Raw genomic sequence first — 26,684 nt, forward strand, 5'->3', positions numbered from 1 at the left:
CCATCATGAAACGTAAAGTCAGTCTTTTGCTCCTGATCTCGGCGCTTGCGCTGACAGGATGCGCGAGTACGCCGTTCAACGCCGCGCCCGACGCCGCCGCGACGCCCGCCGAACGACTCGGCACGCTGCAGCAGCAGAAGGAGGCCGCGCCTGACGACATCGCGCTCACGACCGCCGTCGAATTCAGCCGGCAGGAGTATGTGCGTGCGGAGCTGAAGGAAGCCGACCGCCAGGTCGCACAGGGCAACCATGCGGCCGCGATCGATCACCTGGACAACGCGCTGGCCGAGGATCCGGGCAACCTGAAGGCCAGCCAGACGCTCGAGCAGGTCAAGCGCCGCCAGCAGATGGCGGTCGATCTCGCGCGCGCGCAGCGCATCGGCGGCGAGAAACCGCAGGAGGCGCTCGAGATCGCGCGGCGCATCCTCGCCGAGCAGCCGAACCACGCGGAAGCGAAGCGCGTGCGCGACACGATGCTGCGTCAATCGCAGGCCAGCCGCGCGGTGCGCCCGCAGCTGTCCGACGCGCTGCGCAAGCCGGTGTCGCTCAACTTCAAGCAGCAGCCGCTGGCCAGCATCTTCGACGTGATCTCGCGCGTGTCCGGCGTGAACTTCGTGTTCGACCGCGACGTGGACACCAGCCAGGCCGCGACGCTGTTCGCGGAGCGCACGACCGCCGAAGACGCGATCAACCTGCTGCTGCGCACCAACCAGCTCGAGAAGAAGGTGCTCGACAAGCACACGCTGCTCGTCTACCCGTCGCAGCCCGAAAAGGCACGCAACTACACGGAGTTCGCGATCCGCACGTTCTTCCTGTCGCACGCGGACGCGAAGTCGGTGATGGCCGCGCTGCGCCAGATGATCAAGCCGAAGGACGTCTACGTGGACGAGCGCGTGAACGCGGTCGTCATGCGCGACACGCCGGAGACGATCCAGGTCGCGGAGCGCGTCGTGATGGGGCTCGACATTCCGCAATCCGAAGTGACGCTCGACGTGCAGGTGCTCGAGGTCAAAATGAGCGACAGCCTCGATCTCGGCGTCCAGTATCCGGGCAAGGTCCAGTTCAGCGCGCTCGGCGGCGTGGAAGGCGGTGCGCTGACGCTCGGCGACCTGCTGCGGCTGAATCGCGACCGCGTCGGCGTGTCGAGCGAATCGGGCGGCCTCGCGCTCGCGATCGATCTGCTGCAGAAGCAGGGCAAGACCAAGACGCTCGCGAATCCGAAGATCCGCGTGCGCAACATGGAGAAGGCGAACATCAAGATCGGCGAGCGCGTGCCGATCGTCACGACCACCAACGCGAACGGCGTCGTGACCGAATCGGTCAGCTACCAGGACGTGGGCCTGATGCTGAAGGTCGAACCGCGCATCAGCCTGAACGAGGAGGTGAGCGTCAAGGTGAACATGGAGGTCAGCAGCATCCTGTCGAAGGAAACCACGAAGACCGGGCTGGTCGCCTATTCGCTCGGCACGCGCAACGCGGAGACGCTGATGACCGCGAAGAACGGCGAAACGCAGATCCTCGCCGGCCTCGTCAAGCGTAATGAAAGCGACAGCATTGCGGGGCTGCCGGGCGTATCGGGCTTGCCGGTGATCGGCCGGCTGTTCGGCTCGAACGGCCGCAGCAACGAGCGTTCGGAGATCGTGCTGCTGATCACGCCGCATATCGAGCGCAATCTCGACCTGCCGATGTCGGCGGTGACGACCTTCCTGTCGGGCACCGAGTCGCGCGTGACCACCGAAGCGCTGACGCTCGAGTCCGCGCAGGCCGTGCCGGCGCGCCCGTCGTCGTCGGACGGCCCGGATCTGGACGCGCCGATCGAGCCGTCGACGCCCGCGGGCAACCGCGCGGCCGCGGAGCCTGAAACGGCCGAGCCGGCTGAAGCGGAACCGCAAGCGTCCGAGGAGGCCCGGCAGGGTGAGGCGGCGAGCCCGGCAGTCGAGCGCGGCGTGCGTGGCGCGGGGATGATGCGTACGCGTGCGGAGGCAGTGCGGCAGCCGGCTGCGGCAATCAAGGTCGCCGAGGTCGTTCCGGCCGGCGCCGTCGTGGCGAATCGTCGTGCGGCGCCGCCGCGAGGGGAGGTGACGCGGGCGCTTGCCACGCCGGCGATGGCTGCCGGCCTGCGGGCGGAAATCGCCGCCGCGCGAATCGAGCTGGATCGCGCGGGCGACGTCGGCACGGCGCCGCGGATTGCGCAACTGGCCGCGGTCGCGCGTGCCGAGGCGCCGGTGACGGCGGCGCAGGCGACGGCGGCGCGCGCGCCGGCCGCCGCTGCGCAGGCACGCGGCGAGCACCGCGTCGCCGCCGCGGTGCGCTCGCTGATCGGCACGCTTCAGGCGTTCGTCGATCGCTTCGCGGGCGAACGCGAGCCGGCGCCGTTGTATGCCGACGCGCCGGTGCTGCTGTCGCGCGCGCGGGGCTTCGCATGAGCGTCCGTCGACGCGCCCGCGCGCGCGGTTTCACGCTGATCGAGCTGATGGTGGCGATGTCGCTGCTCGCGTTGCTCGCGACCGTCGCGCTGCCGTTGACCGATCTCGTCAAGCGTCGCGCGGACGAGACCGAGCTGCGCCGCGCGCTCGTGGTGATCCGCTCGGCACTCGACGCGTACAAGGAGGCGGCGAGCGACGGGCGGATCGAGCGCAGCGTCGACGCGAGCGGCTATCCGCCCGACCTGCGCGCGCTCGTCGACGGCGTCGAGGACAAGAAGTCGCCGGACGGCGCGCGGCTGTACTTCTTGCGCAAGATTCCCGCCGATCCGATGTGCGAATGCGACGGCAAGGCACCCGAAGACACCTGGGAAACGCGCAGCTACGCGAGCGATCCCGATTCGTTCTCGTCCGGCGAGGACGTGTTCGACGTCCGCTCGACCAACCGCAAGGAGGGCCTCAATGGCGTCCCGTACAACCAGTGGTAGACGCGCGCGCCGCGCCGCCGGCTTTACGCTGATCGAGCTGCTCGTCGTGATGGCGATCATCGCGGCGCTCACCGCGTTCGTCGCGCCCGGCTACCTGAAGCAGAGCGATCGCGCGAAGGAAACGGTGCTGCGTCACAATCTGAACACGCTGCGCCAATCGATCGACGACTACCGGGCGGATCACGGCCGCGATCCCGGCACGCTCGATGCGCTGGTCGAGAAGCGCTACCTGCGCGAGCTGCCGCTCGACCCGGTCACGGGCAAGCGCGGCTCGTGGCAGCCGCAGGCCGGCGAGACGGGTGGCATCGCGGACGTGAGGAGCGGCGCGAAAGGGCGCGCGCTCGACGGGAGCACCTATGCGACGTGGTAATCGGCGGCGCGGCGACCCGCGGTGCGGCCCGCGCCGGCAGCGCGGCGTCGCGTATCTCGGCGTGCTGATGCTCGTCGCGGCGCTGGGGCTCGGCATGACGCAGGCGGCGCGGATCTGGACGACGGTCCAGCAGCGCGACCGCGAGGCGCAACTGCTGTTCGTCGGCGACCAGTTTCGCGCGGCGATCGCAGGCTACTACAATGCGGCGGGAGGCGGCCGCTATCCGGCGTCGCTCGAGGCACTGCTCGACGATCGCCGCGGGCTGCCGACGCTGCGTCACTTGCGGCGCCTGTACGCCGATCCGCTGACCGGGTCGACGCAGTGGGGGCTCGTGAAGGCGCCGGACGGCGGCATCATGGGCGTGTTCAGCGAGGCGCCGGGGCAGCCGCTGAAGCGCCAGGGCTTTCCTGCCCGGTATGACGCGTTCGGCGACAGCGGCGCGTACAGCGAATGGGCTTTTGTTTACCTGCCGCCCGCTCCGGTCGACGGAGCGGCGAACGGGCCCGGAGACGGGGCGGCATACTGAGATCGGAACGAACATGATCGTCGCAATACTCGAAGACATCGTGACCCAGGCGGGCGTCGTGGCCGGCTGGCTCAACAAGGCGGGCTACGACACGGAGGTGCGGCACGACGGCGACAGCTTCATCGAACTGGTGCGCACGCAGCGCGTCGACGTGCTGCTGCTCGACTGGGACGTGCCCGGCAAGTCGGGGATCGACGTGATGCGCTGGGCGCGCGAAGCGTTCGCCGACGCGCTGCCGATCATCATGACGACGCAGCACGACGGCGAGAACGACATCGTGTTCGGTCTCAACAGCGGCGCCGACGACTATCTGATCAAGCCGCTGCGGGAGCGCGAGCTGGTCGCGCGCGTGAATGCGCAGGCGCGCAAGTACTACCCGGAGACGCAGCGCGTGAAGATCGTCGAGGTCGGCAAGTTCGCGCTCGACGTGGGCGCGCATGCCGCGACCGTGGACGGCGCGCCGGTCGAACTGTCGCAGCGCGAGTTCGATCTCGCGCTGATGCTGTTCGAGAGCGTCGGGCGGATCGTGTCGAAGGACATGATGATCAAGCGCATCTGGGGCGTGGTCGATCGGAAATACGACGCGACGCTCGCCACCTATGTGAGCAAGTTGCGTTCGAGTCTCGGGCTGCGGCCGAAGAACGGCCTCGTGATCACGACGGTCTACAACTACGGGTATCGACTCGAGCGGACCTGATCGGTCGCCCTCCGGATTGCAGCCGGCGCCGACGCGCTGCAGGCGCGGCGCGATCCCGCGCGGCGAGCCGATCTCCGGAAGACGAGATCGACGTCGCCGCTTTCCATCCCCGGTTCCAGCGAGGCGGTTGCGACGCGCCGCGTCAGCTCGCTGACCTTCACCCGTCCTTGAGCATCGAAACGATGCGCTTTCGCGAGGCTGCCGTGACGCGCGGCGGCGCATGCCGCGATCCATTCATGCACCTGTTCCCGCCTGTCGTTTGCCGCCACCGGTTCGAGTGGCGCGTTCGGCCATGCCGGCGCGAGGTCGCGTTCGTGCATGTAGCGCTGATGGCGCATGAAGCGCGGGTCGACGATCGTGCGGTCGCGCGTCGCGTCGGCGGGCCCGCCGACCGGAACTCCGGCAGAGACACGTAGACGGTCGGTGCCGCGTCGGGCCGCATCTGTCTGCCGGGCGAGCGTTGAGGATCTCTTCACATTGGTTTGGCCGCGGCGGCCGAGCCGGAATAATCCCTGTGAACTCGACGGGTTCGTTGTTCCGCTGGCCGGGATCGGCAGCGGAGATCCTTATTTTTCTCCCCGGACATTCGATGAAACAGTACCAAAAACCTCTCCTGTTGGTCGCCCTGATGGCGGCATTCGCGCAGCGGTTCGCAGACCTCGGTCAGCGCGGCGGGCGGCGTGCTCGTGCACGGCAGCGGCGTGACGTTGTCGCAACCGCTCGGCGAAACCGTCGCACTCGTGCGCAGCGAGCGCGCGGCCGGCGTGGGCGTGGTGGCGCACGCCGGCGTGCGCACCGACCACGCGGGTTACGCGGTCGTGCCGCATGTCACGCCATACCGGCAGAACCGCATCGCATTGCGGACGGCGGAGCTCGATCGCCAGCTCGAGATTCGCAACGCGATCGTGCATGTCGTGCCGACGCGCGGTGCGGTCGTGCTGGCGCAGTTCGAGGTCGAGGCGGGGCGCCTGATGCTCGACATGGCCGACGACGCGGGCAAGCCGGTGCCGTTCGGCGCCGCCGTGCTGACGACGAACGGCAAGGAGGTCGGCATGGTCGGCCCGAACGGTCAGGGCTTCGTCACGGGTGTCGACCGTGCCGGCGACCTGCTCGTGCGCTGGGGCGCGCGTCCGGACGAGCGCTGCGCGCTGTCGTACGACATGGGCGAGTCGACCGCGCATCGCAATTTCCCCGAACTCGAGGTCGTCTGCTCGCGCATGCATCCTGCGCTGGGGGCCGACGCTTCTTCACCCACTTCATCCCGATCATGAAACCCTCGATATTCCGATTTGTCGTGCAGCCTGCGCTGCTGGGCGGCGTTCGTCGCGCTGACGTTCTGCGCGGCGCCCGCGTTTGCCGCGTGCCTGAGCCTGCCCGAAGATTTCAATCCGATCGAGTTCGGTTCGATCGCGCCCGACGGAGTCGTCCGGTCGTTCCGGTTCACGTTGACCATCACTTGCGCGCCGAACGGCCAGGGTGAGCCGCTGGCGCGGACGTTGCACTATTCGAGCGAGTTCGGCCCCGCGCCGGGCATGAACCTGTGGGCGACCAATCTCCCCGGCCTCGCGCTGCGGATGGTGCGCGACGGCGAGGATCTCGGCAACAAGACGGAAGGCGTGCTCGGAACGCATCCGGGCGACGGCACGGCGCGCGAGTTCGCGGTCGACATGGAGCTCGTCAAGATCGGGCCGGTGACGCCCGGCTTTCTGCTAGGCCAGGCGCTGATCGTCGAGGCGTCGCCCGTGAGCGGCGATCCCAGCCACTACGTGGTGCGCAAGCACATGACGAGCAGCTATGTGCGGGGCGTGGCGTGTACCGTCAATACGGCCTCGAAGCATCTCGTCGTGCCGCTCGGCGCCGTGCCGGCGTCGGCCTTCGACGGTCCGGGCTCGACCCAGGCGTCGCGCGATTTCGCGATCGACCTGACCTGCAGCCCGTACGGCGAGGCGCGGCCGACGCCGCTGTCGATCCAGTTGCTCGGCGAGACGGTGCCGGGCACGACGGACGTGCTGAAGCTGCTCGGCGACGACGCCGCGCAGGGCGTCGGCATTCGCGTGCTGAAGAACGACGTGCCGGTCACATTGAATACCTGGAACAGCCTCGGCGATGCGACGGTCGGGGCGACCACGTTGCCGTTTACCGCGCAGTACTACCAGCACGGCGAACGTGTGACGGCGGGTTCGGGTGACGGCGTGATGACGTTCCTGATCGAGATGCGCTGACGCCGCGCCGGGTATTTTGAAATCGTTGAGAATGGTTATCAACACGGGATTCAACCTCGATAATTTCATCCACTTGTCCATGGCAACAATGAACTGGCAACCGATAAAGGATGAATCATTCACGTGGCTTCCCAAACAAATTCGCAGAACAAAACATTAGGCGGCGGCCGATACGACCGCTTTTCCCGCGCGCTGCACTGGATCTTCGCGGGCGTGATCCTGTACACGATGGCGGCCGGATTTTCGCTGCACTTCATCACGCAGCCGGATCTCTGGCGTTTCGTGTCGACGCTCAACATGTCGCTCGCGAGCTGCCTGATCGTGCTGTTTCCGCTGCGCTACGTATGGTCGTTCTTCCGCCGCACGCCGCCTGATGTCGAGTCGATTCCCCGGCAACAGCGCTCGATCGCGCATCTGGTGCACTCGCTGATTTACGCGCTCGTCGCTTTCGTCCTGTTCAGCGGTTTCGTGATGGTGCCGGACGGCTACTGGCTGTTCGGGATGTGGTACGTGAAGACGCCGTATAGCGCGGGCCCGGTTACTGAGCATTGGTTCGAACTCCACAAGTTCGGCTGCTATACGCTGGCATTCCTGGTGGCGGCACACGCGGCCGCGGCGCTCAAGCACCATTTCGTGTCGAAGAACGACGTGCTGAAGCGCATGTTGTGATGGGGCGCGGAGAGGAGGGCGGATGTCGAGCTGCCGAGCATGCGCCACTTTGGTGCGGACTCACGACGATACTCAGCGGCCTGCGATGGACGCCGGAAATAAAACAGGCCGGCGTATATCCGGCCTTTTTTGTATGCGGATGGCGCCGAGGCGAGGGCTCGGTCACACAAGCGCGCAGGCGCTTTGCTTCCCGGGCGCAGAAATGAAAAAGGCCGGCATATAGCCGGCCTTTCAAAAAACAGATGGTGCCCAGGAGAGGACTCGAACCTCCACGGTGTTGCCACCGCTAGGACCTGAACCTAGTGCGTCTACCAATTCCGCCACCTGGGCACGTTTCGCTTGGTGCTGCATCGCGAAAGAACGCAATTATAGCGCCCCATTTAATCGTGTCAACACTTTTTTGCATTGCATCGAACCGCGCCGGCCGGCGCGCGAACGCAGCGCGTCCGCATCGTTTGTGACACAGCCGGGTGTTAGAATGGCCGCCAACAATATACACATGTCTAAATCGGCATGGTCGTATTGATGCCGCGCACCATCAGCCATCGCAACGAGAACAACCATCGACAAGCCCTTGAGCAAATATCCGTACCCCATCCCGAGCCGTGAAGAGATTCTCGGCGTGCTGCGTACGAGCGACGCGCCTCTCGCCGCGAACGACATCGCCGAGGCCCTGTCGATCAAGCGCCAGGAGCGCGAAGGGTTCTTCCGGCGCGTCGCCGCGATGGAGCGCGACGGCCAGATCCGGCTCGACAAACGCGGCCATTACCAGTTGACCCATCCGTCGAACTTCGTCGCCGGGCGCGTGCAGGGCCATCGCGACGGCTACGGGTTCGTGATCCGCGACGACGGCCAGGACGACTTGTTCCTGCCGAACGGCGAGATGCAGAAGGTGATGCACAACGACCGCGTGCTTGCGCGGATCGTCGGCTACGACCGCCGCGGCCGGCCGGAAGGCCATGTGGTCGAGGTCACCGAGCGAGCGAACAAGCGCGTGATCGGCCGCCTGCTCAACGAGAACGGCGCGCTGATCGTCGCGCCCGAAGACAAGCGCATCGGCCACGACATCCTGATCACGCAGAACGTGAAGAAGGCAAAGGTCGGGCAGGTCGTCGTCGTCGAGCTGACCGATTTTCCGAGCCGTCATTCGCAGCCGCTCGGCCGCGTGGTCGAGGTGCTCGGCGACATCGACGATCCCGGCATGGAGATCGAGATCGCGGTGCGCAAGTACGGCGTGCCGCACGAATTCAGCCAGCCCGCGCTCGACGACGCAGCCGCGCTGCCGGACAAGGTGCGGCCCGCCGACCTGCGGTTCCGCGTCGACCTGCGCGACGTGCCGCTCGTCACGATCGACGGCGAGGACGCGCGTGACTTCGACGATGCGGTCTATTGCGAGCCGGTCAAGGTCGGCCGTGGCGACGGCTTCCGCCTGATCGTCGCGATCGCCGACGTGTCGCATTACGTGCAGCCGGGCAGCGGGCTCGACGGCGACGCGGTCGAGCGCAGCACGTCGGTGTATTTCCCGCGCCGCGTGATCCCGATGCTGCCGGAGAAGCTGTCGAACGGGCTGTGCTCGCTGAATCCGCAGGTCGATCGCTGCGTGCTCGCGTGCGACATCGTGATCACCGCGCGCGGCGAGATCAAGGCCTACCAGTTCTATCCGGCCGTGATCCATTCGGCCGCGCGCCTCACGTACACGGAAGTCGCGGCGGTGCTCGCGAACACGAAGGGGCCGGAGGCTGCGCGCCGCGCCGAGCTGCTGCCGCACCTGCAGAACCTGTACGGCGTCTACAAGGCGCTGTTCGCCGCGCGCCAGAAGCGCGGCGCGATCGACTTCGATACGACCGAGACGTACATCGTCTGCAACACGCAGGGCAAGATCGAGCAGATCCTGCCGCGCCAGCGCAACGACGCGCACCGGCTGATCGAGGAATGCATGCTGGCCGCGAACGTGTGCGCGGCCGACTTCCTGAAGCGCAACAAGCACCCGGGCCTGTACCGCGTGCACGCGGGGCCGACCGCGGAGAAGCTCGAGAACCTGCGCGCGTTCCTGCGCGGCATGGGGCTGACGCTCGGCGGCGGCGACACGCCGCACGCGAGCGACTACGCGGCGCTGATGGCGCATATCCGCGACCGGCCCGATGCGCAGATGCTGCAGCCGATGCTGCTGCGCTCGATGCAGCAGGCGGTCTATAGCCCGGACAACATCGGCCACTTCGGTCTCGCGTACGAAGCCTATGCGCACTTCACGAGCCCGATCCGCCGCTATCCGGACCTGCTCACGCACCGCGCGATCTACGCGATCCTGTCCGGCAAGAAGTACGTGCCGAAGGCGCCGGACGGCGTCGCGCTGAACACCGCGCTGTCGCCGCGCGCCCGCGCGATGCAGCAGGCCGACGACGAGGCGCGCAACCGCTCGCGCACGACGAACACCGCGATCTGGGAAGAGCTCGGGCTGCACTGCTCGGCGAACGAGCGACGCGCGGACGAAGCGTCGCGCGACGTCGAGGCGTGGCTCAAGTGCTACTTCATGCGCGACAAGCTCGGCGAGGAATACGGCGGGATGGTGAACGGCGTCACGTCGTTCGGCATCTTCGTGCAGCTCGACACGCTGTTCATCGAAGGGCTCGTGCACGTCACGGAGCTCGGCTCGGACTACTTCCAGTACGACGAGATCAAGAACGAGCTGCGCGGCGAGCGCACTGGCATCCGCTATCGCCTGTCGGACCGGGTGCGCGTGCAGGTGAGCCGCGTCGACCTCGACGCGCGCAAGATCGATTTCCGGCTGGTGCGCGACACGCCGGTGAAGGCGCCGCGTCCGGCGGCGGCGCCCGTGGCCGCCGGCGCGGATCGCGGCGGCCCGCGCGTGCGTGCGCTGCCGTCGGCCGACGAGCCGGTGCGCGGCGGCAAGAAGGCCGCGAGCGCGCCGAGCGTGGCCGTCAAGGAAGTGCGGGCGGCGCGCACCGCCGCGAAGAAGAAGGGCGCACCGGCGAAGCCGGCCGCGAAGAAGGCGCGCGCCCGCAAGAAGTACTGAACGACGGGGCGGCGCGAGAGCGCCGCGCCCGCGGCATCGAAAGACGCCGTGTGACCGGTCATGGGCCGGGCGCGCGGCGCTTTCCGTTTCCATGGATTGCGGCCGCGCACGTTGCGTGGCCGCGCGTTTGATCGAAGGTTGTTCCAGTCATGTCACGTCTGAAGGTTCTTTACGGTTTTCATGCGGTGACCGCACGCTTGCGGCACGATGCGTCGACGGTTGCGGAGGTGCTGTACGACCAGACGCGCCGCGACCGCCGCATGCAGGATTTCCTGCACACCGCGAAGGAAGCGGGCGTGCGGCTGATCGCGGCCGACGAGACGCGCCTGTGGGGGCTCGCGCACACCGAGCGCCATCAGGGCGTCGTCGCGCGCGTCGAGGACATTCCGCTCGCACAGAACCTGTCCGAGCTGCTCGACGGCATCCAGGGCCCGGCGCTGCTGCTCGTGCTCGACGGCGTCACCGATCCGCACAACCTCGGCGCGTGCCTGCGCGTGGCCGATGCGGCCGGTGCGCATGCGGTGATCGCGCCGCGCGACCGTGCGGTCGGCCTGAACGCGACGGCGGCGAAGGTCGCGAGCGGCGCGGCCGACACGGTGCCGTACATCACGGTGACGAACCTCGCGCGCGCACTGCGCGAGCTGAAGGAAGCCGGCGTGTGGATCATCGGCACGTCGGACGAAGCGTCGGCGACGCTCTACGACATCAAGCTCGACGGCCCGGTCGCGCTTGTGATGGGCGCGGAAGGCGAGGGCATGCGCCGGCTCACGCGCGACACCTGCGACGAAGTGATGAGCATTCCGATGGCCGGCAGCGTCGAGAGCCTGAACGTGTCGGTCGCGAGCGGCGTGTGTTTGTACGAGGCGGTGCGGCAGCGGCGCGTGAAGGCGTGACGTGCTGACGTCGTCGCGTCGACCGCCGGTCGACGCGAAGGCCGGCCGGCAGGCCTGAAACGGGCGGCATCGGTAACGATGCCGCTTTTTTTCATGGTCGTCCGGAACGGCTGTTCCCTGCGCAACTACGCAGTCTGCCCGTGCTCGTCCCGCAGCTCGCGCCGCAGGATCTTGCCGATGTTCGATTTCGGCAAGCTGTCGCGGAACTCGATGGTTTTCGGCTTCTTGTAGCCGGTGAACTCCTTCTTGCAATAGGCCATCAGTTCCTCGGCCGTGAGCGCCGGATCGCGTCGCACGACGAACAGCTTCACCGCTTCGCCCGAATTCGGGTCCGGCACGCCGACGCACGCGCATTCGACCACGCCCGGATGCGCGGCTACGACGCTTTCGATCTCGTTCGGGTACACGTTGAAGCCCGACACGAGGATCATGTCCTTCTTGCGGTCGACGATGCGCACGTAGCCGTGCTCGTCCATCACGCCGACGTCGCCCGACTTGAAGAAGCCGTCGGGCGTCATCGCCTTCGCGGTCTCGTCGGGGCGGTTCCAGTAGCCGGCCATCACCTGCGGGCCGCGGATCGCGATCTCGCCGGGCTGCCCTTGCGGAACGGGCTCGTCGTTCTCGCCGAGGATCGCGATGTCGGTCGACGGCACCGGCAGGCCGATCGTGCCGGTGAACGCGGTGAGCGTCGGGGGATTCAGCGTTGCGGTGGGCGACGTCTCCGACAGGCCGTAGCCTTCGAGGATCGGGCAGCCGGTCGTCTTCATCCAGCGCGCGCTGACGACCTCCTGCACGGCCATCCCGCCGCCGAGCGTGATCCGCAGTCCCGAAAAATCGAGCGCGGCGAACCCGGGGTGGTTGAGCAGCGCGTTGAACAGCGTGTTCACGCCCGGGAAGAAATTCACGCGATGCCGCGACAGCTCCTTGACGAACCCGTCGACGTCGCGCGGATTCGGAATCAGCAGGTTCATCGCACCCCAGCGCGCGCCCATCAGCATGCACGCGTTCAGCGCAAGGATGTGATAAAGCGGCAGCGCGCAGACGGTCACCAGCGCGTCGATCTGCGGCGCCTTGCGCAGTGCCGGCTGGCTCCACGCGTCGTTCTGCAGGATGTTCGCGATCACGTTGCGGTGCGTGAGCGTCGCGCCTTTCGACACGCCGGTCGTGCCGCCCGTGTACTGCAGGAACGCGACGTCGTCGTGATTCAGCGCGGCGGGCTGGAACGGCTGCCGTGCGCCGTCCCGCAGCGCCGTGCGAAACGGCGTCGCGCCGGGCAGCCGATACGGCGGCACCATCTTCTTCACGCGGCGCACGACAAAGTTGACGACTGTGCCGCGGACCGGGCCGAGCAGGTCGCCCAGCGACGCGACGACGACGTGCCGGACGTCGGTTCGCGCGATCACCTGCTGCAGCGTCGTCGCGAAGTTCTCGAGCACGACGATCGCTTCCGCGCCCGAATCGTGGAGCTGGTGCTCGAGTTCGCGCGGCGTATAGAGCGGATTGACGTTGACGACCGTATAGCCCGCGCGCAGCGCCGCGGCGACCGCGATCGGATACAGCAGCACGTTCGGCATCATCACCGCAACGCGCGCGCCTTTGCGCAGCCCGCGCTGTTGAAGCCATGCGCCGAGGTTGCGCGAGTACGCGTCGAGCTCCGCGTAGGTCATCGTGCGCCCCATGCACGCATACGCGTTGCGCGCCGCGAACGTGGCGAACGACTCGTCGAGCAGGTGCGCGAGCGACGGGTAGCGATCGGGATCGACGGTCGCGGGAACGCCCTCGGGGTAGGACTTCAGCCAGATTCTTTCCATCGTGGTTCTCTCAGTGTCGCGACGCTCGCGCGTGTCGCTTTGTCGTTGTCGGGAGCGCGTCGCTGCGCGTCGCGGACGCCGATTGTCGCGGGAACGCCTGCCTATGACAAGTCGATGACCCGTGCCGGTTCCCTGGTCGGGACCGCGACCGCGCGCGGCGGACTCGCTAGAATGGCGGGCAGCGCCGGCCGAAGGGGGCCGGCGCACGCCGCTCCCCCGGATGCCGATCCATGAGACTTTTCATTCGCGGCGCGATCTGCGCCGGCCTCTGCCTGCTGGCCGCGTGCACGTCCCCGTCGCTCGTCGGGCGCGGCACGTACTTCGCCGATACGAGCCATCACGCGCAGGGCGCCGATGCGCGCATCCGCTTTCTCGTGATGCACTACACCGAGAGCGGCGAAGCGCAATCGCTGCGCACGCTGACGGGCGACGCGGTCAGCGCGCACTACGTCGTGCCGGCGCAGCCGCGCATCGAATGGGGCAAGCCGGTCGTCTATCAGCTCGTTCCGGAAGCGCAGCGCGCGTGGCACGCGGGCGTCAGCGCATGGCAGGGCGCGACGGAGCTGAACGCGGCGTCGATCGGCATCGAGAACGTCAACGGCGGGCCGACCGACACGCCGCAGGGCCGCACGTGGCAGCCGTATCCGCCGGAGCAGGTCGACGCGCTGGTCCGCCTGTCGCAAGACATCGTCGCGCGCTACCAGATCCCGCCGACGCGCGTCGTCGGGCACAGCGACATCGCGCCGCAGCGCAAGATCGACCCGGGCCCGGCGTTCCCGTGGCGCGCGCTCGCGCAGGCCGGCGTCGGCGCGTGGCCGGATGACGCGACGATTGCCGCGCGCCTGGCCGGCCGCGATCCGCATGCGGCCGTCGACGTGGGCGGGCTGCAGCTCAAGCTCGCGCGCTACGGCTACGACGTGCCGACGGACGGCGTGCTCGACGCGCGTACGCGCCGCGTGTTCGCCGCGTTCCAGATGCATTTCCGGCCGTCCGACTGCGCGGGCAACCCGGACGCGGAGAGCGACGCGATCGCGCAGGCGCTGCTCGACAAGTATTTCCCGGGCCAGGCGCCGGCGGAAGACGGGACGGCCTCCGGCGCACCTTGAGCGCGCCGCGTGCCGGAAACGCGCGGACTCTCGCCCGACTCCGGTAAACTGGCGCTTTTCCGCAATCGCTCAGCATCACCCTCCCATGACTCAAGACGAACTCAAACGCCTCGTCGGCCAGGCAGCGGCCGATTACGTGATCCAGAACGTGCCGGAAGGCGCGGTGATCGGCGTCGGTACCGGCTCGACCGCCAACTGCTTCATCGACGCGCTGGCCGCGGTCAAGTCGCGCTATCGCGGCGCGGTGTCCAGCTCGGTCGCGACGACCGAGCGCCTGAAGGCGCACGGCATCACGGTGTTCGACCTGAACGACGTCGAATCGCTGCAGGTGTACGTCGACGGCGCGGACGAGATCGACGCGAGCGGCGCGATGATCAAGGGTGGCGGCGGCGCGCTGACGCGCGAGAAGATCGTCGCGTCGGTGGCCGATACGTTCGTGTGCATCGCCGACGCGAGCAAGCGCGTGCCGGTGCTCGGCGCATTCCCGCTGCCGATCGAAGTGGTGCCGATGGCGCGCACCGCGATCGGCCGGCGCGTGACGGCGGCCGGCGGCGTGCCGGTGCTGCGCGTGACGAAGGACGGCGCGCCGTACTTTACCGACAACGGCAACGAGATCATCGACGTGAAGGGCCTGCAGATCGCCGATCCGCGCGGCTTCGAAGCGGAGGTCAACGCATGGCCGGGCGTCGTGACGGTCGGCCTGTTCGCGACGCGCGGCGCGAACCTGTGCCTGCTCGGCACGGAGAGCGGCGTCGAGACTATCGTTTATCCGGACGTTTGTAAGAAATGAAAAGCAGTGCGTAATGCACTGCATGTTCAAATCTTATTGAAAATCGTGGCCCGGCAAGCGCAGAGCGCTTCCCGGGCTTTTTTTGAAGCCTTATAAATCCCCCCGGAAAGTAAGAGGGATAACCCTGTCAGGTGTTTACCAGATAGCGTAACGGCCTCGAAACTCATCAACTTATAGATCATAAGAACAGTCGTAACCAGGGCCGGCGGAACTGCGGAGCAGGTATTCGCAAATCGACGCACGGGGAGGTGTCATGGAGCAGGGCAAAGACCGGTCACTGGTCGCCAAAGTGATGGATGGACTTGTCGCGGGCATTGTCGAGGACAAGTACGGCGGCATTTTGCCGCCGCAGGATGTGCTGTCGAAGGAATTCGACGTGAGCCGCACGGTCATGCGTGAGGCATTGTCGATGTTGCTGGCGCGCGACATGCTCGACGTCCGTCCGAAAGTCGGTACGCGCGTTCGGCCCATGCGCGACTGGCGCATGATCGACGAGGACGTCGTGAGCTGGCGGTTTCGGGCGAAACCCGATCCGCAGTTCATGCGCGACGTCATCGAATTCAGGATGCTGATCGAGCCGCGCGCGACCGCGCAGGCGGCCGTGCGCGCGAGCGCGGCCGAGGTCGCGGGCATTCGCGAGGCGTTCGACGCATTCAAGGCGCTGCTGCCGGGCGACCCCGGCTACGATGCGGCCGACGAACTGCTGCATACGCGGATCGTGCACGCGAGCGGCAATCAGTTCTTCCAGCAGATGGCGGCGATCGTCCGCGGCGCGGTGCGGCTCGTGAATCCGCGCGTCGTGCTGAAGGAGGGCGCGCACGACGTGGCGCTCAAGGCGCACGCACGCGTGGTCGACGCGATCGAACGCCGCGATCCGCGCGAGGCCGAAGCGGCGTCGCTCGCGCTGATCGACTTCAGCGCCGACGAAATCTCGCGGGACTTTTCCGTCGACGTGCCCGTGCGAGCCTGACCCGGCGCAATCCGTTCATCCGGCCGGCGGCTTGCCGTTTATCATGACGCCCGGCCGGCATGGTGTCGGCCATCGTCACACGACCGACACGGATGATCCGGATGAACGACCTCGAATCACGCCCGGTGCGCTTCGGCATCGTCGGCGCAGGCAGCATCGCGCGCCGCTTCGCGCAGAGCCTCGCGCACGTACCGGGCGCCGCGCTGGCAGGCGCCTGGGCGCGCCGCGCCGACGCCGCAGCGGCCTTCTGCGCGACCCATGGCGGCGCCCCCGCCGCCAGCCTCGACGCGCTCCTCGCGAGCGACGTCGATGCGATCTACATCGCGACGCTTCATGACAGTCACGCACAGTACACGCTGGCGTCGCTTGCGGCCGGCAAGGCCGTGCTGTGCGAAAAGCCCGCGACGCTCAATGCGGCGCAGCTCGAAGCCGTGCTGCGCGCGGCGCGTGACGCCGGCCGGCTGTTCATGGAGGCGATGAAGCCGCCGTTCTTCCCGCTGTACCGGAAGCTGCGCGCGCATCTGCGCGACGACCCGATCGGCGAGATCCGGCTCGTGCGGGCCGGCTGCGCGTCATCGAGCGTGCCCGGCGACCATCCGGTGTATCGCCTCGAGCAGGCGGGTGGCGCGCTGCTCGACATCGGCATCTACGAGACGTTTCTCGCGGTCGACTGGCTCGGCGCGCCGCTCGATGTGCAGACGCTGGGGCGGGTCGGCGCGACGGGCGTCGACGTGTTCGCGAGCCTCAACAGCCGCCACGCTAACGGCGGCATCGCGCAGCTCTTCTGCGGGCTCGACGTGATGGGGCGCGGCGACGCGCTGCTGGCCGCGGCGGGCGGGCATGTGACGATCCACGAGAAATGGTGGAATCCGGCGCGCGCGACGATTTGCTATGCGGACGGCCGGGTGGTCGAGCTCGATGCGCCGTTCGACGGCGGCGGCCTCAACTACGAGACCGCGCATTTCTGCGACCTGCTGCGCGCGGGACAAACCGAAAGCCCGGTGATGACGCACGACCATTCGCGGCGGATGATCGCGATGACCGATGCGGCGCGCGCCGCGCTCGGCGTGCGATATCCGGGGGAGTGAGGCGGCTGCCGTCCGGCGCGTGATGTGTGTGTTGCGTCAGTGCCGCGCCGGCAGCGAGAGCCGCTTCTCGTACCAGCGCTGCACCCATTCGAGGATCTGGCACAGCACCCAGTACACGGCGGCGGCGGCCAGATACAGCGGCAGCGGCTGGTAGGTCGCGGCGATCACTTCCTGCGCGCTGCGCAGCAGCTCGGTGACGGTGATCACCGACACGAGCGATGTGTCCTTGATCAGGCTGATCAGGCTGTTCGACAGGCTCGGCACGGCGATGCGCAGCGCCTGCGGGCCGATCACGTAGCGCAGCGTCTGCCCCCACGACAGCCCGAGGCTGTACGCGGCGAGCCACTGGCCGCGGTGGATGCCGTTGATCGCGCCGCGCATGCTTTCGGACATGTAGGCGGCGACGTTGGCGGACAGCGCGATGACGCCCGCGGGCGTCGGATCGAGCGAGATGCCGAGGCTCGGCAGCCCGTAGTAGATCACGAAGATCTGCACGAGCAGCGGCGTGCCGCGCATCACGCTGACATAGGCGCGTGCGAGCGCCGCGAGCGTGTTCACGACGATGCGTTCGAAGCCGGAGGTGATGCCGTCGCTTTGCCGGATGCCCATCATCGCCAGCACGACGGCGCCCAGCAGGCCGAACACCATCGACAGGATGGCGAACTTGACGGTCAGCACGGCCCCTTGGGCAAGTACCGGCAGCGATTGGACGAGCAGGGATGTGGTCGACATGGAGTGCTAAGCGGGTGCAGGCGCGAAAGCGCAATCATAAACCGGGCGAAAAAACAAAGGGCGGCATCGTTGAGGATGCCGCCCTTTCGACCCGTCTTGCGGCGGGCAATGCTGGCGAGCTTGCCTGAATGCTTACTTGATCGGCTTCGTCACGTCGATGCCGAACCACTTGTCCGAGATCTTCGTGAAGGTGCCGTCGGCTTCGAGCTGCGCCATCGCGTCGCCGATCGCCTTCTGGAACTTCGGGTTGCCCTTCTTGAACGGAATGCCCGACGGGTTCGCCGACCCGACGTTCGAGCCCGGGCGCAGCGGCAGCTGCGCGTTCTTCGTCAGGTACGCGAGCATCAGGCGGTCGTTGAGCGCCGCGTCGAGACGGCCGGCCGCGAGATCGCGCAGGTATTCGGGCGCGCCCGGATACGTCTTCACGTCGATGCCCGGCACCGACTTCGCCATGTCCATGTAGTTCGTGCCGAGCGCGACGCCGAGCTTCTTGCCCTTCAGGTCCTCGAGCGACTTGAACTGGCGGGTGTCGTCCTTGCGCTGGATCAGCTGCGCGGACGAGTACGTGTACGCCGGCGAGAAGTCGAGCGTTTCCTTGCGCTTGTCGGTAATGCCGACCTGGTTGGCGATCACGTCGAACTTGCCCGCCTGCAGGCCGGCGATGATGCCGCTCCATTCGGTCGTGACGAATTCCGCCTTCACGCCGAGCTTGGCCGCGATGGCCTTCGCGATGTCGACGTCGAAACCGACCAGCTCGCCCTGCGGGCTCTTCGAGTTGAACGGCGGGAACGTGCCTTCGAGGCCGACCCGCAGCGTGCCGCGCTGTTTCACTTCGTCGAGGAGGTCGGCCGCGTGCGCGGTCGCGGCGGTGAACGACGCGCCGATCAGGCCGGCGACCAGCAGTTTCTTCAGCAGCGCAATTTTCATCGTGTATTTCCTTACCCGGTCCGGGTCAATGATTCGGATCGATGATAGCGAAAACGCTATCAATGGCGAAATATAGTTTGCTTATGCCTATATTACGACGCTCGCGCGCCGGCCACCGCCTTCACGCATTCGGCGACGAGCGACGGGCCGCGGTAGATGAAACCGGTGTACAGCTGGACGAGCGACGCGCCGGCCGCGAGCTTCGCCTGTGCGTCCGCACCGGAGAAGATGCCGCCGACCCCGATGATCGGCACCGCGCTGCCGACTTCGGCGTGCAGCTTGCGGATCACCTCGTTCGACGCCTCGAACACCGGCCGCCCGGACAGGCCGCCGGCCTCGTCCGCGTGCGGCAGGCCCTGCACCGCGGCGCGCGACAGCGTCGTGTTGGTTGCGATCACCGCCTCGATCTTGTGGCGCAGCAGCGTGTCGGCAATTTCCTTGACCTGCTCGTCGTCGAGGTCCGGCGCGATCTTCAGCGCGAGCGGCACGAGCTTGCCGTGCAGGTCGGCGAGGCGCTGCTGCTTGTCCTTGAGCGCCGCGAGCAGCGCGTCGAGCTCGCCCGCGCCCTGCAGCTGGCGCAGGTTCTTCGTGTTCGGCGACGAGATGTTGATCGTCACGTAGCTCGCGAACGGATAGACGCGCTCGAGGCAGTACAGGTAGTCGTCGGCGGCGCGCTCGATCGGCGTGTCGGCGTTCTTGCCGATGTTCAGCCCGAGGATGCCGCGGTAGCGGGCCGCCTGGACGTTCTTCACGAACTGGTCGACGCCGTGGTTGTTGAAGCCCATCCGGTTGATCAGCGCGTCGGCCTCCGGCAGCCGGAACATGCGCGGGCGCGGGTTGCCGGGCTGCGGGCGCGGCGTGACCGTGCCGACTTCGATGAAGCCGAAGCCGAGCGCCGCGAGGCCGTCGATTGCCGCGCCGTCCTTGTCGAGGCCGGCCGCGAGGCCGACCGGGTTGCGGAACGTGAGTCCCATCACGGTGCGCGGCGCGTCGGGCACGCGAGCCGACAGCGCGCAGGCGAGGCCGGTGCGGCCGGCCGCGCCGAGCGCGCGCAGCGTGAGGTGGTGAGCATCTTCCGCATCCATCTTGAACAAGGATGCGCGGGCCAGCGGATAGAGGGAACTGAACACGGGAATGAGCGACAGCCGAAAATATGACAACCGGCTATTTTACCGGGAGTTGCGCGCCCGGGGCGGTCTTCGGCTGGCGCGCGCCGTGACGGCCGGATTGCGTGGCGCGTGGCGCCGCGCTGTACGCGCGTGTCAGACCGAGCCGGAATGCCCGCCGGGGAGCGGCGCGCGCGCGAGCGCCGCGTCGACGGGCGGCAGGTCGAGCCGTTCCGGATCGAGCACTTTCCAGCGCCCGTCGATCAGCCCTTCGAGCGGATGGAAATTCGCCTTGTACGCCATCTTCGGGCTTTCGCGGATCCAGTAGCCGAGATACACGTAGGGCAGGCCGAGGCTTTTCGCCTGCTCGATCTGCCAGAGGATGTTGTAGGTGCCGTAGCTCGTGTGCGGGTCGTCCGGCTCGAAGAACGTGTACACCGACGAGAGCCCGTCGCCGAGGATGTCGATCATGCTGACCATGCGCAGTTGGCCGCGCTCGCCGCCCGCCGCATCGAGGTCGCGGAATTCGACGAGGCGCGAATTGATCCGGCTTTGCAGCAGGAACTGCTCGTACTGGTCGCGGCTGTCGCGGTCCATCCCGCCGCCCGCGTGGCGCGCGGACTGGTAGCGCATGTAGAGCGCGTAATGCTCTTCGTCGTAATGCAGCGGCGACACCGTCGCGACGAGCGCGCGGTGCCGTTTCCACATCCGCCGCTGCGTGCGGCTCGGCGTGAACGCCGCGACCGGCACGCGCACCGGCACGCACGCGCGGCAGCCGTCGCAGTACGGCCGGTAGGTGAAGACGCCCGAGCGCCGGAAGCCGGCCTTGACGAGCTCGGTGTAGATATCGGAATTGATCAGGTGGCTCGGCGTCGCGACCTGCGAGCGCGCGATGCGGCCGTCCAGATAACTGCACGGGTAGGGCGCCGTTGCATAGAATTGCAGCGCTGAAAGCGGTGAAAGCGGCAGCTCAGTCGGGTGAGTCATGGGCAGCTCTCGTGGCGAGGAGGGAGTGCCGCGCTAGCGCTCGTTTCCGGCGGGGGCCGCCGGTTCGCCGCGGCCCGCCAGCGTGGCGAGCACGCGCTTGTCGAACTGCCACGGTATCGGCGGTTCGGCCACTGCGCGGCGCACGTGAGCGACGAAGGCCTTGCGTGCGATCTCGCGGCCGCCGAGCGACGCTAGATGCGACGTATTCTGCTGGCAGTCTATCATTTCCAGCCCGTGCTCGCGAAGGTGCGCGACGAGCGTCGCCAGCGCGATCTTCGACGCGTCGGTAGCGTCCGCGAACATCGATTCGCCGAAGAACATCCGCCCGAACGCGACGCCGTAGAGCCCGCCGACGCGCCGTCCGTCATGCCAGGTCTCGATGCTGTGCGCGTTGCCGGCACGGTACAGCGACGTGTACGCGTCGATGATCTCCGCGGTGATCCAGGTGCCGCGCTGGCCGCGTCGCGGCGCCTGCGCGCAGGCGCGCATCACGCCGGCGAAATCGTGGTCGACCCGCACCTCCCACGCCGGTTCGCGCAGCACGCGCCGCAGCGTCTTCTTCAGCGACGGCGACACCTTGAACTCGGCCGGCGCGAGGATCATGCGCGGGTCGGGGCTCCACCACAGCACCGGCTGACCGTCCGAATACCACGGGAAGATGCCGTGCCGGTAGGCGTCGATGAGGCGCGACGGCAGCAGGTCGGCGCTCGCGGCGAGCAGCCCCGGTGCGCCGGTTGCCGGACCGAGCGCCCGCTCGACGGGCGGAAACGGATCGTCTGGGCCGAGCCAGGGGACCATGGGCGGCGCTCAGCCGTTGCGCAGCGAGCGAAAGATGTCGCCGGTGTGGACGCCGTAGTCGCCGGCGGCACGGTCGGCAAAGAAGAACCGCAGGGTCTGGCTGACCGTCGGGAACGCGATTTCGTCCCACGGAATGTCGGACTCGTCGAACAGCCTCACCTCGAGGCTTTCCTCGCCGGCCTCGAACCCGGGATCGACGAGACGCGCCAGGTAGAAGAGGTGCACCTGGTGCACGTGCGGCACGTTGAGCAGCGTGAAGAGGCTCTGCACCTCGACGCGCGCACCGGCTTCCTCGAGCGTTTCGCGCGCGGCGGCCTCGGCCGTTGTCTCGCCCATTTCCATGAAGCCCGCCGGCAGCGTCCAGAAGCCGTAGCGCGGCTCGATCGCGCGGCGGCACAGCAGCACCTGGTCGCCCCACACGGGGACCGTGCCGACGACGTTGCGCGGATTCTGGTAGTGGATCGTGCCGCATTGATCGCAGACGAAGCGTTCGCGGTTGTCGCCCGGGGGAATGCGCGCGATGACTTCGTGACCGCAGACGGAGCAGAATTTCATGTCGTGTGGAAGGGACGAGGTGATGCGAGTGTATCACCGGGGAGAGGCATTCTCGAACGGTCGAGTCGACCGGAGGCAGGCGCGCGGGCATGGTGCAAAGCGCGCGCGGAAAACAAAAAGCCCGGCGCTTTGGCCGGGCTTCCTGCATGAATCGGGACGCTTGGTTGCGGGGGTAGGATTTGAACCTACGACCTTCGGGTTATGAGCCCGACGAGCTGCCAGACTGCTCCACCCCGCGTCCGTCGAAGAAATAAATTATACGGGAATCGGTTTCAGAAGTGCAAGCACTTTCTGACAATCGGCTTAAAGTGGCTTCTGGGGCCGGTACGGCGGGCCGTGCGCTAGAATCGAACGGTTTGTGTCGACACCCCGGCAGCAGCGCCGCGCGCGATGGAAGCGGTCCTGGCTGCGCCTCCTTTTCGCTTTGACGGATTCATGGATATTCCTCTCGATCTGCAGTCGATCGGCGCGCAGGAACAGGCGCTCGTCTTCCCCCGTTTTGACGCTGCCCGCGCGTGGGCGCTCGGCAGCCGCCTCCATGCGCTTGCCACGTCGCGCGGCCATGCGGTCGCGATCGACATCACGACGTTCGGCCAGACGCTGTTCTTTGCCGCGCTGGCCGGCGCGACGCCCGACAATGCCGACTGGGTGCGCCGCAAGCGCAACGTCGTCGCGCATTTCCGCCGCAGCTCGTATGCGATCGGCCTGCGCATGCAGCAAGCCGGCACGACGCTCGCGGACAAGCACGGGCTACCGGTGACCGAGTACTCGCCGCACGGCGGCGCGTTTCCGCTGACGGTCGACGGCGCCGGCGTGATCGGCTCGGTAACCGTGTCGGGGCTGCCGCAGCGCGCGGACCACGAACTGGTCGTCGAGGCGCTCTGCGCGGAACTGGGGCTGGACTATGCGGCGCTCGCGCTGGCGAGGAGCTGAGCGATGCAGCTCCCCGGTTACGCCTGGCTCGCGATCGCGATCGTCGCGGAGGTGATCGGCACGTCCGCGCTGCGCGCGGCGGACGGCTTCACCCGCTTGTGGCCGTCCCTGCTCGTCGTGGCAGGCTACGCCACCGCGTTCTACTGCCTGTCGCTCACGCTCAGGACGATGCCGGTCGGCATCATCTATGCGGTGTGGTCGGGCGCCGGCATCGTGCTGATCACGCTCGTCGCGATGCTGCTGTATCGTCAGGTGCCGGACGTGCCGGCGGTGATCGGCCTGTCGCTGATCGTCGCGGGCGTCGTCGTGCTGAACCTGTTCTCGAAGATGCAGGCGCACTGAGCGCGCCTGCGACCAGCCGGATTGCTTCCATGACCGATTCCATTCCCGTCGCTTCCGACCAGCCCGACGTGCGCGCCTATGTGGCGAACCGCATCGGCTTTCTCGAGCTGAACCGGCCGAAGGCGCTCAACGCGCTGTCGGTCGGGATGATCCGCACGCTGCACGCGGCGCTGGACGCATGGCGCGACGATCCCGAGGTCGTCGCGGTCGTCGTATACAGCCCGCACGCACGCGCGTTCTGCGCGGGCGGCGACGTGCGCTTCTTCCATGACGCATGGCAGCGCGGCGACCGTGACGCGGTCGACACGTTCTTCATCGAGGAATACACGCTCAACCACGCGATCTTCACCTATCCGAAGCCGTACATCGCGCTGATGCACGGCGTCGTGATGGGCGGCGGCATGGGCATTTCGCAGGCGGCGCGGCACACGGGCGGGCTGCGCGTCGTCACCGATTCGACGAAGATGGCGATGCCGGAGACGCGCATCGGCCTGTTCCCCGACGTCGGGATGAGCTGGTTCCTCGCGCGCACGCCCGGCGCGATCGGCCGCTATCTCGCGGTGACCGGCGCGACGCTCGATGCGGCTGGCGCGCTGTACGCGCAGCTCGCCGACGTGTACGTGCCCGACGCGGCGCTGCCGGCGCTGCTCGACGCATTGCGTCACGAACGCTTCGACAGCGGCGCGCAGGCGGTCGAATGCGTGGCCGCGGCCGCCGCCGCGCACAAGGTCGTGCCGACGCCCGACACGTCGGCGCTTGCCGACGCGTGCGCCGGGGTCGACCGTCATTTCGCGCAGCCCGATCTCGTTGCGACGCTCGCGTCGCTCGACGCCGAACAGGATTGCGCGGCGGTGGACGGCTGGGTCGAAAAGGCCGCGCATGCGATGCGCAGCCAGTTGTCGCCGCTGTCGATGGCGGTGTCGCTGGAAGTAGTCGAGCGCGCGCGCGGCGCGACGATGGCCGATTGCCTGCGGCGCGACCTCGACCTGACGCGCTCGACTTTCGCGCGCGGCGACGTGATCGAAGGCGTGCGCGCACTGATCGTCGACAAGGACCAGCAGCCGGCCTGGCGCTTCAAGTCGATTGCGGACGTCGGCCGCGCGGACGTGCTGGCGATGTTCGACAGCCCGTGGACGCCCGACACGCATCCGCTGCGGAATCTGCGGGACTGACGCGCGTCGTCCGCATGGCCACTGGATGAAACGAATCGGCCGCCTGCACATGCAGGCGGCCGATTCGTTTTCAGGCTTGAAGCGGACGAGTGCTTTGGCTCGTCAATCCTCTCCCGCGGCGTCCGACATGAACGCGCGCATGAACACGAGCGCGCCCCAGCCCCACAGCGCATTCGCCGCGAAGCCGACCGCGAGCACCGGCAGCATGTTGCCGGACGGCCAGATGCCGCGCAGCGGATCGATCGCGAACACGCGGGCGGCGGTCAGCACGATCCCGCCGAACACCAGCGCGCCGATCCACGGCGCCTCGCGCTCCGGCGACACGCGCAGCAGCCACGCCATCGGAATGGCACAGCACGCACTGATCAGCGCGTTTGCGACAAATTCAGGAATGCCGAGCGGCGCGAACGGCGCGGTCGAGAAACCTGCCGCGGCGATCAGGTCCGCGGTATGCAGCAGCGCGAGCGTCGCTTCGCGGAAGAACAGGGCGGCCAGGAAGCCCGACAGGAACGGCAGGATGACTTTCTGCATCGTAAGTGCACCGCGGGCGCGTACGGCCGGGGCCGTCCCCGCGGAATTGTTCGAAATGGTCCGTCATTATAGGGGGTGCCCGGGCCGATATTCGCTCCAGCGTCATGCTAATCACGAAAGCGGAAAACCTAAGCTCAAAAAAATCGTTCCAAAGCCCACCCCCCGTCCCTAGACTGATTTCCCATAACCCGCCGCGCAACCGCGTACTCGCCCGCCGCGCGGCTGGCCGGCGAGCCATCCCGATTCGAACGCACGCAATGCATGCGCTGCCCACCCGCGGCGCGAGCAGGGCCGTGTTTTATCTCAATTCTGGCAAGGACAGTCACGCAGGAGCAGCAGATGAATGTGTTCTGGTTTATCCCCACGCATGGCGACAGCCGCTATCTCGGCACGGCCGAAGGCGCGCGCGCCGCGGATTACGACTACTTCAAGCAGGTCGCCGTCGCGGCCGACACGCTCGGCTACGAGGGCGTGCTGCTGCCGACCGGTCGCTCCTGCGAGGACGCGTGGGTCGTTGCATCGAGCCTGATTTCGGCGACGCAGCGCCTGAAGTTCCTCGTCGCGGTGCGGCCCGGCATTGCGTCGCCGGGGCTGGCCGCGCGCATGGCCGCGACGTTCGACCGTCTGTCCGGCGGGCGTCTGCTGATCAACGTCGTGACGGGCGGCGATGCCGCCGAACTCGAAGGCGACGGCCTGTTCGCCGATCACGATACGCGCTATGCGATCACCGACGATTTCCTGCATATCTGGCGCGGCCTGCTGAGCGCGTCGCACGACAACGGCGGCTTCGACTATATCGGCAAGCACCTGCAGTCGAAGGGCGGCAAGGCGCTCTATCCGCCGGTGCAGCGTCCGCACCCGCCGCTGTGGTTCGGCGGGTCGTCGCCGGCCGCGCACGCGATCGCCGCCGATCACATCGACACCTACCTGACGTGGGGCGAGCCGCCCGAAGCGGTCGCGAAGAAGATCGCCGACGTGCGCGCACGGGCGGCGGAACGCGGCCGCGAGATCAAGTTCGGCATTCGCCTGCACGTGATCGTGCGCGAGACCGAGGACGAAGCGTGGCGCGACGCCGAGCGGCTGATCAGCCGCCTCGACGACGAGACTATCGCGCGTGCGCAGCAGGCATTCGCGAACATGGATTCGGAAGGGCAGCGCCGCATGGCCGCGCTGCACGGCGGCAAGCGTGGCGGCCGCGAGGCGCTCGAGGCGTACCCGAACCTGTGGGCCGGCGTCGGCCTCGTGCGCGGCGGCGCGGGCACCGCGCTCGTCGGCAATCCGGAACAGGTCGCGGAGCGCATGCGCGAATACGCCGAGCTCGGCGTCGACACCTTCATCCTGTCCGGCTATCCGCACCTCGAGGAGTCGTATCGCTTCGCCGAGCTCGTGTTCCCGCTGATCAAGGGGCCGCGCGCGTCGAAGGCGACCGGCCCGCTGTCCGGCCCGTTCGGCGAGATCGTCGGCAACAACTATCTGCCGAAGGCGAGCCAGAGCTGAGCGAGGGGAGGGCAGCG

General features: G+C 67.7%; 26 protein-coding genes, 2 tRNA genes and 1 pseudogene. 18 read left to right on the top strand and 11 right to left on the bottom strand.

Going from position 1 to position 26,684, the window contains the following annotated elements; all coding sequences use genetic code 11:
- Positions 1-5 precede the first annotated feature (5 nt).
- Genes B7P44_RS07935 through B7P44_RS07955 form a run of 5 tightly spaced genes read left to right on the top strand, consistent with a single transcriptional unit; the run spans position 6 to position 4,504 of the window.
- Positions 6-2,426, top strand: coding sequence for a secretin GspD/PilQ domain-containing protein (locus B7P44_RS07935; protein WP_084906517.1), 2,421 nt, complete (start codon positions 6-8; stop codon positions 2,424-2,426).
- Entirely contained in the window at positions 2,423-2,911 is a 489-nt protein-coding gene (locus tag B7P44_RS07940; RefSeq protein WP_084902573.1) for a type II secretion system protein, read from the top strand. Before B7P44_RS07935 ends, B7P44_RS07940 begins: the two co-directional genes overlap by 4 nt.
- The gene (locus tag B7P44_RS07945) at positions 2,886-3,281 is read left to right on the top strand and encodes a type II secretion system protein (protein WP_084902576.1); all 396 of its coding nucleotides are present in this window, start codon (positions 2,886-2,888) and stop codon (positions 3,279-3,281) included. The genes B7P44_RS07940 and B7P44_RS07945 overlap by 26 nt, the downstream gene beginning before the upstream one ends.
- Complete coding sequence (locus B7P44_RS07950) at positions 3,268-3,807, top strand: type II secretion system protein (RefSeq protein ID WP_084902579.1); 540 nt, start codon at positions 3,268-3,270, stop codon at positions 3,805-3,807. Before B7P44_RS07945 ends, B7P44_RS07950 begins: the two co-directional genes overlap by 14 nt.
- Before the next feature lie 13 nt (positions 3,808-3,820).
- Positions 3,821-4,504, top strand: a complete 684-nt coding sequence (locus B7P44_RS07955; RefSeq protein WP_084902581.1) for a response regulator transcription factor — start codon at positions 3,821-3,823, stop codon at positions 4,502-4,504.
- Positions 4,505-4,531: 27 nt separating this feature from the next.
- Here the strand turns inward: B7P44_RS07955 and B7P44_RS37455 are convergent.
- Positions 4,532-4,896: pseudogene (locus B7P44_RS37455) on the bottom strand (hypothetical protein); the annotation flags it as partial.
- Positions 4,897-5,184: 288 nt separating this feature from the next.
- Here B7P44_RS37455 and B7P44_RS07965 point away from each other — a divergent pair.
- The 3 genes from B7P44_RS07965 (at position 5,185) to B7P44_RS07975 (ending at position 7,395) form a co-directional block, all read left to right on the top strand.
- A complete protein-coding gene (locus B7P44_RS07965) occupies positions 5,185-5,775 on the top strand; it encodes a fimbria/pilus outer membrane usher protein (protein ID WP_084902586.1) in 591 nt (196 codons plus the stop codon).
- An 18-nt stretch (positions 5,776-5,793) separates the two neighbouring features.
- On the top strand, positions 5,794-6,726 hold the full coding sequence (locus B7P44_RS07970; protein WP_084902589.1) for a fimbrial protein: 933 nt from the start codon (positions 5,794-5,796) through the stop codon (positions 6,724-6,726).
- A gap of 123 nt (positions 6,727-6,849) precedes the next feature.
- A complete protein-coding gene (locus tag B7P44_RS07975) occupies positions 6,850-7,395 on the top strand; it encodes a cytochrome b (RefSeq protein WP_231716671.1) in 546 nt (181 codons plus the stop codon).
- Between the two features lie 243 nt (positions 7,396-7,638).
- Here B7P44_RS07975 and B7P44_RS07980 read toward each other — a convergent pair.
- Positions 7,639-7,725 (bottom strand) — tRNA-Leu (locus B7P44_RS07980).
- Positions 7,726-7,969: 244 nt separating this feature from the next.
- On the opposite strand from B7P44_RS07980, the gene rnr reads away from it, so the two are divergent.
- Together rnr and rlmB are read left to right on the top strand one after the other, a co-directional pair.
- Entirely contained in the window at positions 7,970-10,429 is a 2,460-nt protein-coding gene (gene rnr, locus B7P44_RS07985) for a ribonuclease R (protein WP_084902594.1), read from the top strand.
- A gap of 149 nt (positions 10,430-10,578) precedes the next feature.
- Entirely contained in the window at positions 10,579-11,322 is a 744-nt protein-coding gene (gene rlmB, locus B7P44_RS07990) for a 23S rRNA (guanosine(2251)-2'-O)-methyltransferase RlmB (RefSeq protein ID WP_084902601.1), read from the top strand.
- A 125-nt stretch (positions 11,323-11,447) separates the two neighbouring features.
- Here rlmB and B7P44_RS07995 read toward each other — a convergent pair whose 3' ends face one another.
- Entirely contained in the window at positions 11,448-13,133 is a 1,686-nt protein-coding gene (locus B7P44_RS07995) for a long-chain-fatty-acid--CoA ligase (protein ID WP_084902604.1), read from the bottom strand.
- A 230-nt stretch (positions 13,134-13,363) separates the two neighbouring features.
- Here B7P44_RS07995 and B7P44_RS08000 point away from each other — a divergent pair, with 230 nt between their 5' ends.
- The 4 genes from B7P44_RS08000 (at position 13,364) to B7P44_RS08015 (ending at position 17,087) form a co-directional block, all read left to right on the top strand.
- A complete protein-coding gene (locus tag B7P44_RS08000) occupies positions 13,364-14,239 on the top strand; it encodes an N-acetylmuramoyl-L-alanine amidase (protein ID WP_084902608.1) in 876 nt (291 codons plus the stop codon).
- A gap of 85 nt (positions 14,240-14,324) precedes the next feature.
- The gene (rpiA, locus tag B7P44_RS08005; protein ID WP_084902610.1) at positions 14,325-15,029 is read left to right on the top strand and encodes a ribose-5-phosphate isomerase RpiA; all 705 of its coding nucleotides are present in this window, start codon (positions 14,325-14,327) and stop codon (positions 15,027-15,029) included.
- 253 nt (positions 15,030-15,282) lie between these two features.
- Complete coding sequence (locus tag B7P44_RS08010) at positions 15,283-15,999, top strand: FadR/GntR family transcriptional regulator (RefSeq protein WP_084902612.1); 717 nt, start codon at positions 15,283-15,285, stop codon at positions 15,997-15,999.
- Positions 16,000-16,100: 101 nt separating this feature from the next.
- Positions 16,101-17,087, top strand: a complete 987-nt coding sequence (locus B7P44_RS08015) for a Gfo/Idh/MocA family protein (protein WP_084906519.1) — start codon at positions 16,101-16,103, stop codon at positions 17,085-17,087.
- A 36-nt stretch (positions 17,088-17,123) separates the two neighbouring features.
- Here the strand turns inward: B7P44_RS08015 and B7P44_RS08020 are convergent, their stop codons facing one another.
- The 7 genes from B7P44_RS08020 to B7P44_RS08050 all read right to left on the bottom strand — a co-directional run bounded on the left by B7P44_RS08020 (position 17,124) and on the right by B7P44_RS08050 (position 22,430).
- Positions 17,124-17,819 (bottom strand): amino acid ABC transporter permease, encoded by a 696-nt coding sequence (locus tag B7P44_RS08020; protein ID WP_084902614.1) that lies wholly within the window; start codon positions 17,817-17,819, stop codon positions 17,124-17,126.
- Between the two features lie 132 nt (positions 17,820-17,951).
- Positions 17,952-18,746: a cystine ABC transporter substrate-binding protein gene (locus B7P44_RS08025; RefSeq protein ID WP_084902617.1), complete on the bottom strand. Its 795-nt coding sequence runs from the start codon at positions 18,744-18,746 to the stop codon at positions 17,952-17,954.
- 92 nt (positions 18,747-18,838) lie between these two features.
- Entirely contained in the window at positions 18,839-19,876 is a 1,038-nt protein-coding gene (locus B7P44_RS08030; protein ID WP_084902620.1) for a quinone-dependent dihydroorotate dehydrogenase, read from the bottom strand.
- 132 nt (positions 19,877-20,008) lie between these two features.
- Positions 20,009-20,839 (bottom strand): arginyltransferase, encoded by an 831-nt coding sequence (locus tag B7P44_RS08035; RefSeq protein WP_084902623.1) that lies wholly within the window; start codon positions 20,837-20,839, stop codon positions 20,009-20,011.
- Positions 20,840-20,872: 33 nt separating this feature from the next.
- A complete protein-coding gene (aat, locus tag B7P44_RS08040) occupies positions 20,873-21,637 on the bottom strand; it encodes a leucyl/phenylalanyl-tRNA--protein transferase (protein WP_084902625.1) in 765 nt (254 codons plus the stop codon).
- Between the two features lie 9 nt (positions 21,638-21,646).
- Positions 21,647-22,192 carry an NUDIX hydrolase gene (locus B7P44_RS08045; RefSeq protein WP_084902628.1) on the bottom strand — a complete coding sequence of 182 codons (546 nt, stop codon included), beginning with the start codon at positions 22,190-22,192 and terminating at the stop codon, positions 21,647-21,649.
- A gap of 161 nt (positions 22,193-22,353) precedes the next feature.
- Positions 22,354-22,430 (bottom strand) — tRNA-Met (locus B7P44_RS08050).
- A 197-nt stretch (positions 22,431-22,627) separates the two neighbouring features.
- On the opposite strand from B7P44_RS08050, the gene B7P44_RS08055 reads away from it, so the two are divergent.
- Genes B7P44_RS08055 through B7P44_RS08065 form a run of 3 tightly spaced genes read left to right on the top strand, consistent with a single transcriptional unit; the run spans position 22,628 to position 24,639 of the window.
- Positions 22,628-23,125: a heme-degrading domain-containing protein gene (locus B7P44_RS08055; protein WP_084902630.1), complete on the top strand. Its 498-nt coding sequence runs from the start codon at positions 22,628-22,630 to the stop codon at positions 23,123-23,125.
- A gap of 3 nt (positions 23,126-23,128) precedes the next feature.
- Positions 23,129-23,467: a DMT family transporter gene (locus B7P44_RS08060; RefSeq protein ID WP_059560391.1), complete on the top strand. Its 339-nt coding sequence runs from the start codon at positions 23,129-23,131 to the stop codon at positions 23,465-23,467.
- Positions 23,468-23,496: 29 nt separating this feature from the next.
- Positions 23,497-24,639, top strand: coding sequence for an enoyl-CoA hydratase/isomerase family protein (locus tag B7P44_RS08065; RefSeq protein WP_084902633.1), 1,143 nt, complete (start codon positions 23,497-23,499; stop codon positions 24,637-24,639).
- A gap of 102 nt (positions 24,640-24,741) precedes the next feature.
- On the opposite strand, the gene B7P44_RS08070 is transcribed toward B7P44_RS08065, so the two are convergent.
- Complete coding sequence (locus B7P44_RS08070) at positions 24,742-25,170, bottom strand: hypothetical protein (RefSeq protein ID WP_084902635.1); 429 nt, start codon at positions 25,168-25,170, stop codon at positions 24,742-24,744.
- 339 nt (positions 25,171-25,509) lie between these two features.
- Here B7P44_RS08070 and ssuD point away from each other — a divergent pair, with 339 nt between their 5' ends.
- Entirely contained in the window at positions 25,510-26,667 is a 1,158-nt protein-coding gene (ssuD, locus tag B7P44_RS08075; protein WP_084902637.1) for an FMNH2-dependent alkanesulfonate monooxygenase, read from the top strand.
- Positions 26,668-26,684: the final 17 nt, after the last annotated feature.

It is taken from the genome of Burkholderia ubonensis subsp. mesacidophila (assembly GCF_002097715.1).
Classification (GTDB): Bacteria; Pseudomonadota; Gammaproteobacteria; order Burkholderiales; family Burkholderiaceae; genus Burkholderia; species Burkholderia mesacidophila.

Excerpts from the sequence above, each read along its gene's own strand:
- B7P44_RS07935 (WP_084906517.1), top strand. The coding sequence starts at position 6 with ATGAAACGTAAAGTCAGTCTTTTGCTCCTGATCTCGGCGCTTGCGCTG.
- B7P44_RS07940 (WP_084902573.1), top strand. The coding sequence starts at position 2,423 with ATGAGCGTCCGTCGACGCGCCCGCGCGCGCGGTTTCACGCTGATCGAG.
- B7P44_RS07945 (WP_084902576.1), top strand. The coding sequence starts at position 2,886 with ATGGCGTCCCGTACAACCAGTGGTAGACGCGCGCGCCGCGCCGCCGGC.
- B7P44_RS07950 (WP_084902579.1), top strand. The coding sequence starts at position 3,268 with ATGCGACGTGGTAATCGGCGGCGCGGCGACCCGCGGTGCGGCCCGCGC.
- B7P44_RS07955 (WP_084902581.1), top strand. The coding sequence starts at position 3,821 with ATGATCGTCGCAATACTCGAAGACATCGTGACCCAGGCGGGCGTCGTG.
- rlmB (WP_084902601.1), top strand. The coding sequence starts at position 10,579 with ATGTCACGTCTGAAGGTTCTTTACGGTTTTCATGCGGTGACCGCACGC.
- B7P44_RS07995 (WP_084902604.1), bottom strand. The coding sequence starts at position 13,133 with ATGGAAAGAATCTGGCTGAAGTCCTACCCCGAGGGCGTTCCCGCGACC.
- B7P44_RS08000 (WP_084902608.1), top strand. The coding sequence starts at position 13,364 with ATGAGACTTTTCATTCGCGGCGCGATCTGCGCCGGCCTCTGCCTGCTG.
- rpiA (WP_084902610.1), top strand. The coding sequence starts at position 14,325 with ATGACTCAAGACGAACTCAAACGCCTCGTCGGCCAGGCAGCGGCCGAT.
- B7P44_RS08010 (WP_084902612.1), top strand. The coding sequence starts at position 15,283 with ATGGAGCAGGGCAAAGACCGGTCACTGGTCGCCAAAGTGATGGATGGA.
- B7P44_RS08015 (WP_084906519.1), top strand. The coding sequence starts at position 16,101 with ATGAACGACCTCGAATCACGCCCGGTGCGCTTCGGCATCGTCGGCGCA.
- B7P44_RS08020 (WP_084902614.1), bottom strand. The coding sequence starts at position 17,819 with ATGTCGACCACATCCCTGCTCGTCCAATCGCTGCCGGTACTTGCCCAA.
- B7P44_RS08025 (WP_084902617.1), bottom strand. The coding sequence starts at position 18,746 with ATGAAAATTGCGCTGCTGAAGAAACTGCTGGTCGCCGGCCTGATCGGC.
- B7P44_RS08035 (WP_084902623.1), bottom strand. The coding sequence starts at position 20,839 with ATGACTCACCCGACTGAGCTGCCGCTTTCACCGCTTTCAGCGCTGCAA.
- aat (WP_084902625.1), bottom strand. The coding sequence starts at position 21,637 with ATGGTCCCCTGGCTCGGCCCAGACGATCCGTTTCCGCCCGTCGAGCGG.
- B7P44_RS08045 (WP_084902628.1), bottom strand. The coding sequence starts at position 22,192 with ATGAAATTCTGCTCCGTCTGCGGTCACGAAGTCATCGCGCGCATTCCC.
- B7P44_RS08055 (WP_084902630.1), top strand. The coding sequence starts at position 22,628 with ATGGATATTCCTCTCGATCTGCAGTCGATCGGCGCGCAGGAACAGGCG.
- B7P44_RS08060 (WP_059560391.1), top strand. The coding sequence starts at position 23,129 with ATGCAGCTCCCCGGTTACGCCTGGCTCGCGATCGCGATCGTCGCGGAG.
- B7P44_RS08065 (WP_084902633.1), top strand. The coding sequence starts at position 23,497 with ATGACCGATTCCATTCCCGTCGCTTCCGACCAGCCCGACGTGCGCGCC.
- B7P44_RS08070 (WP_084902635.1), bottom strand. The coding sequence starts at position 25,170 with ATGCAGAAAGTCATCCTGCCGTTCCTGTCGGGCTTCCTGGCCGCCCTG.
- ssuD (WP_084902637.1), top strand. The coding sequence starts at position 25,510 with ATGAATGTGTTCTGGTTTATCCCCACGCATGGCGACAGCCGCTATCTC.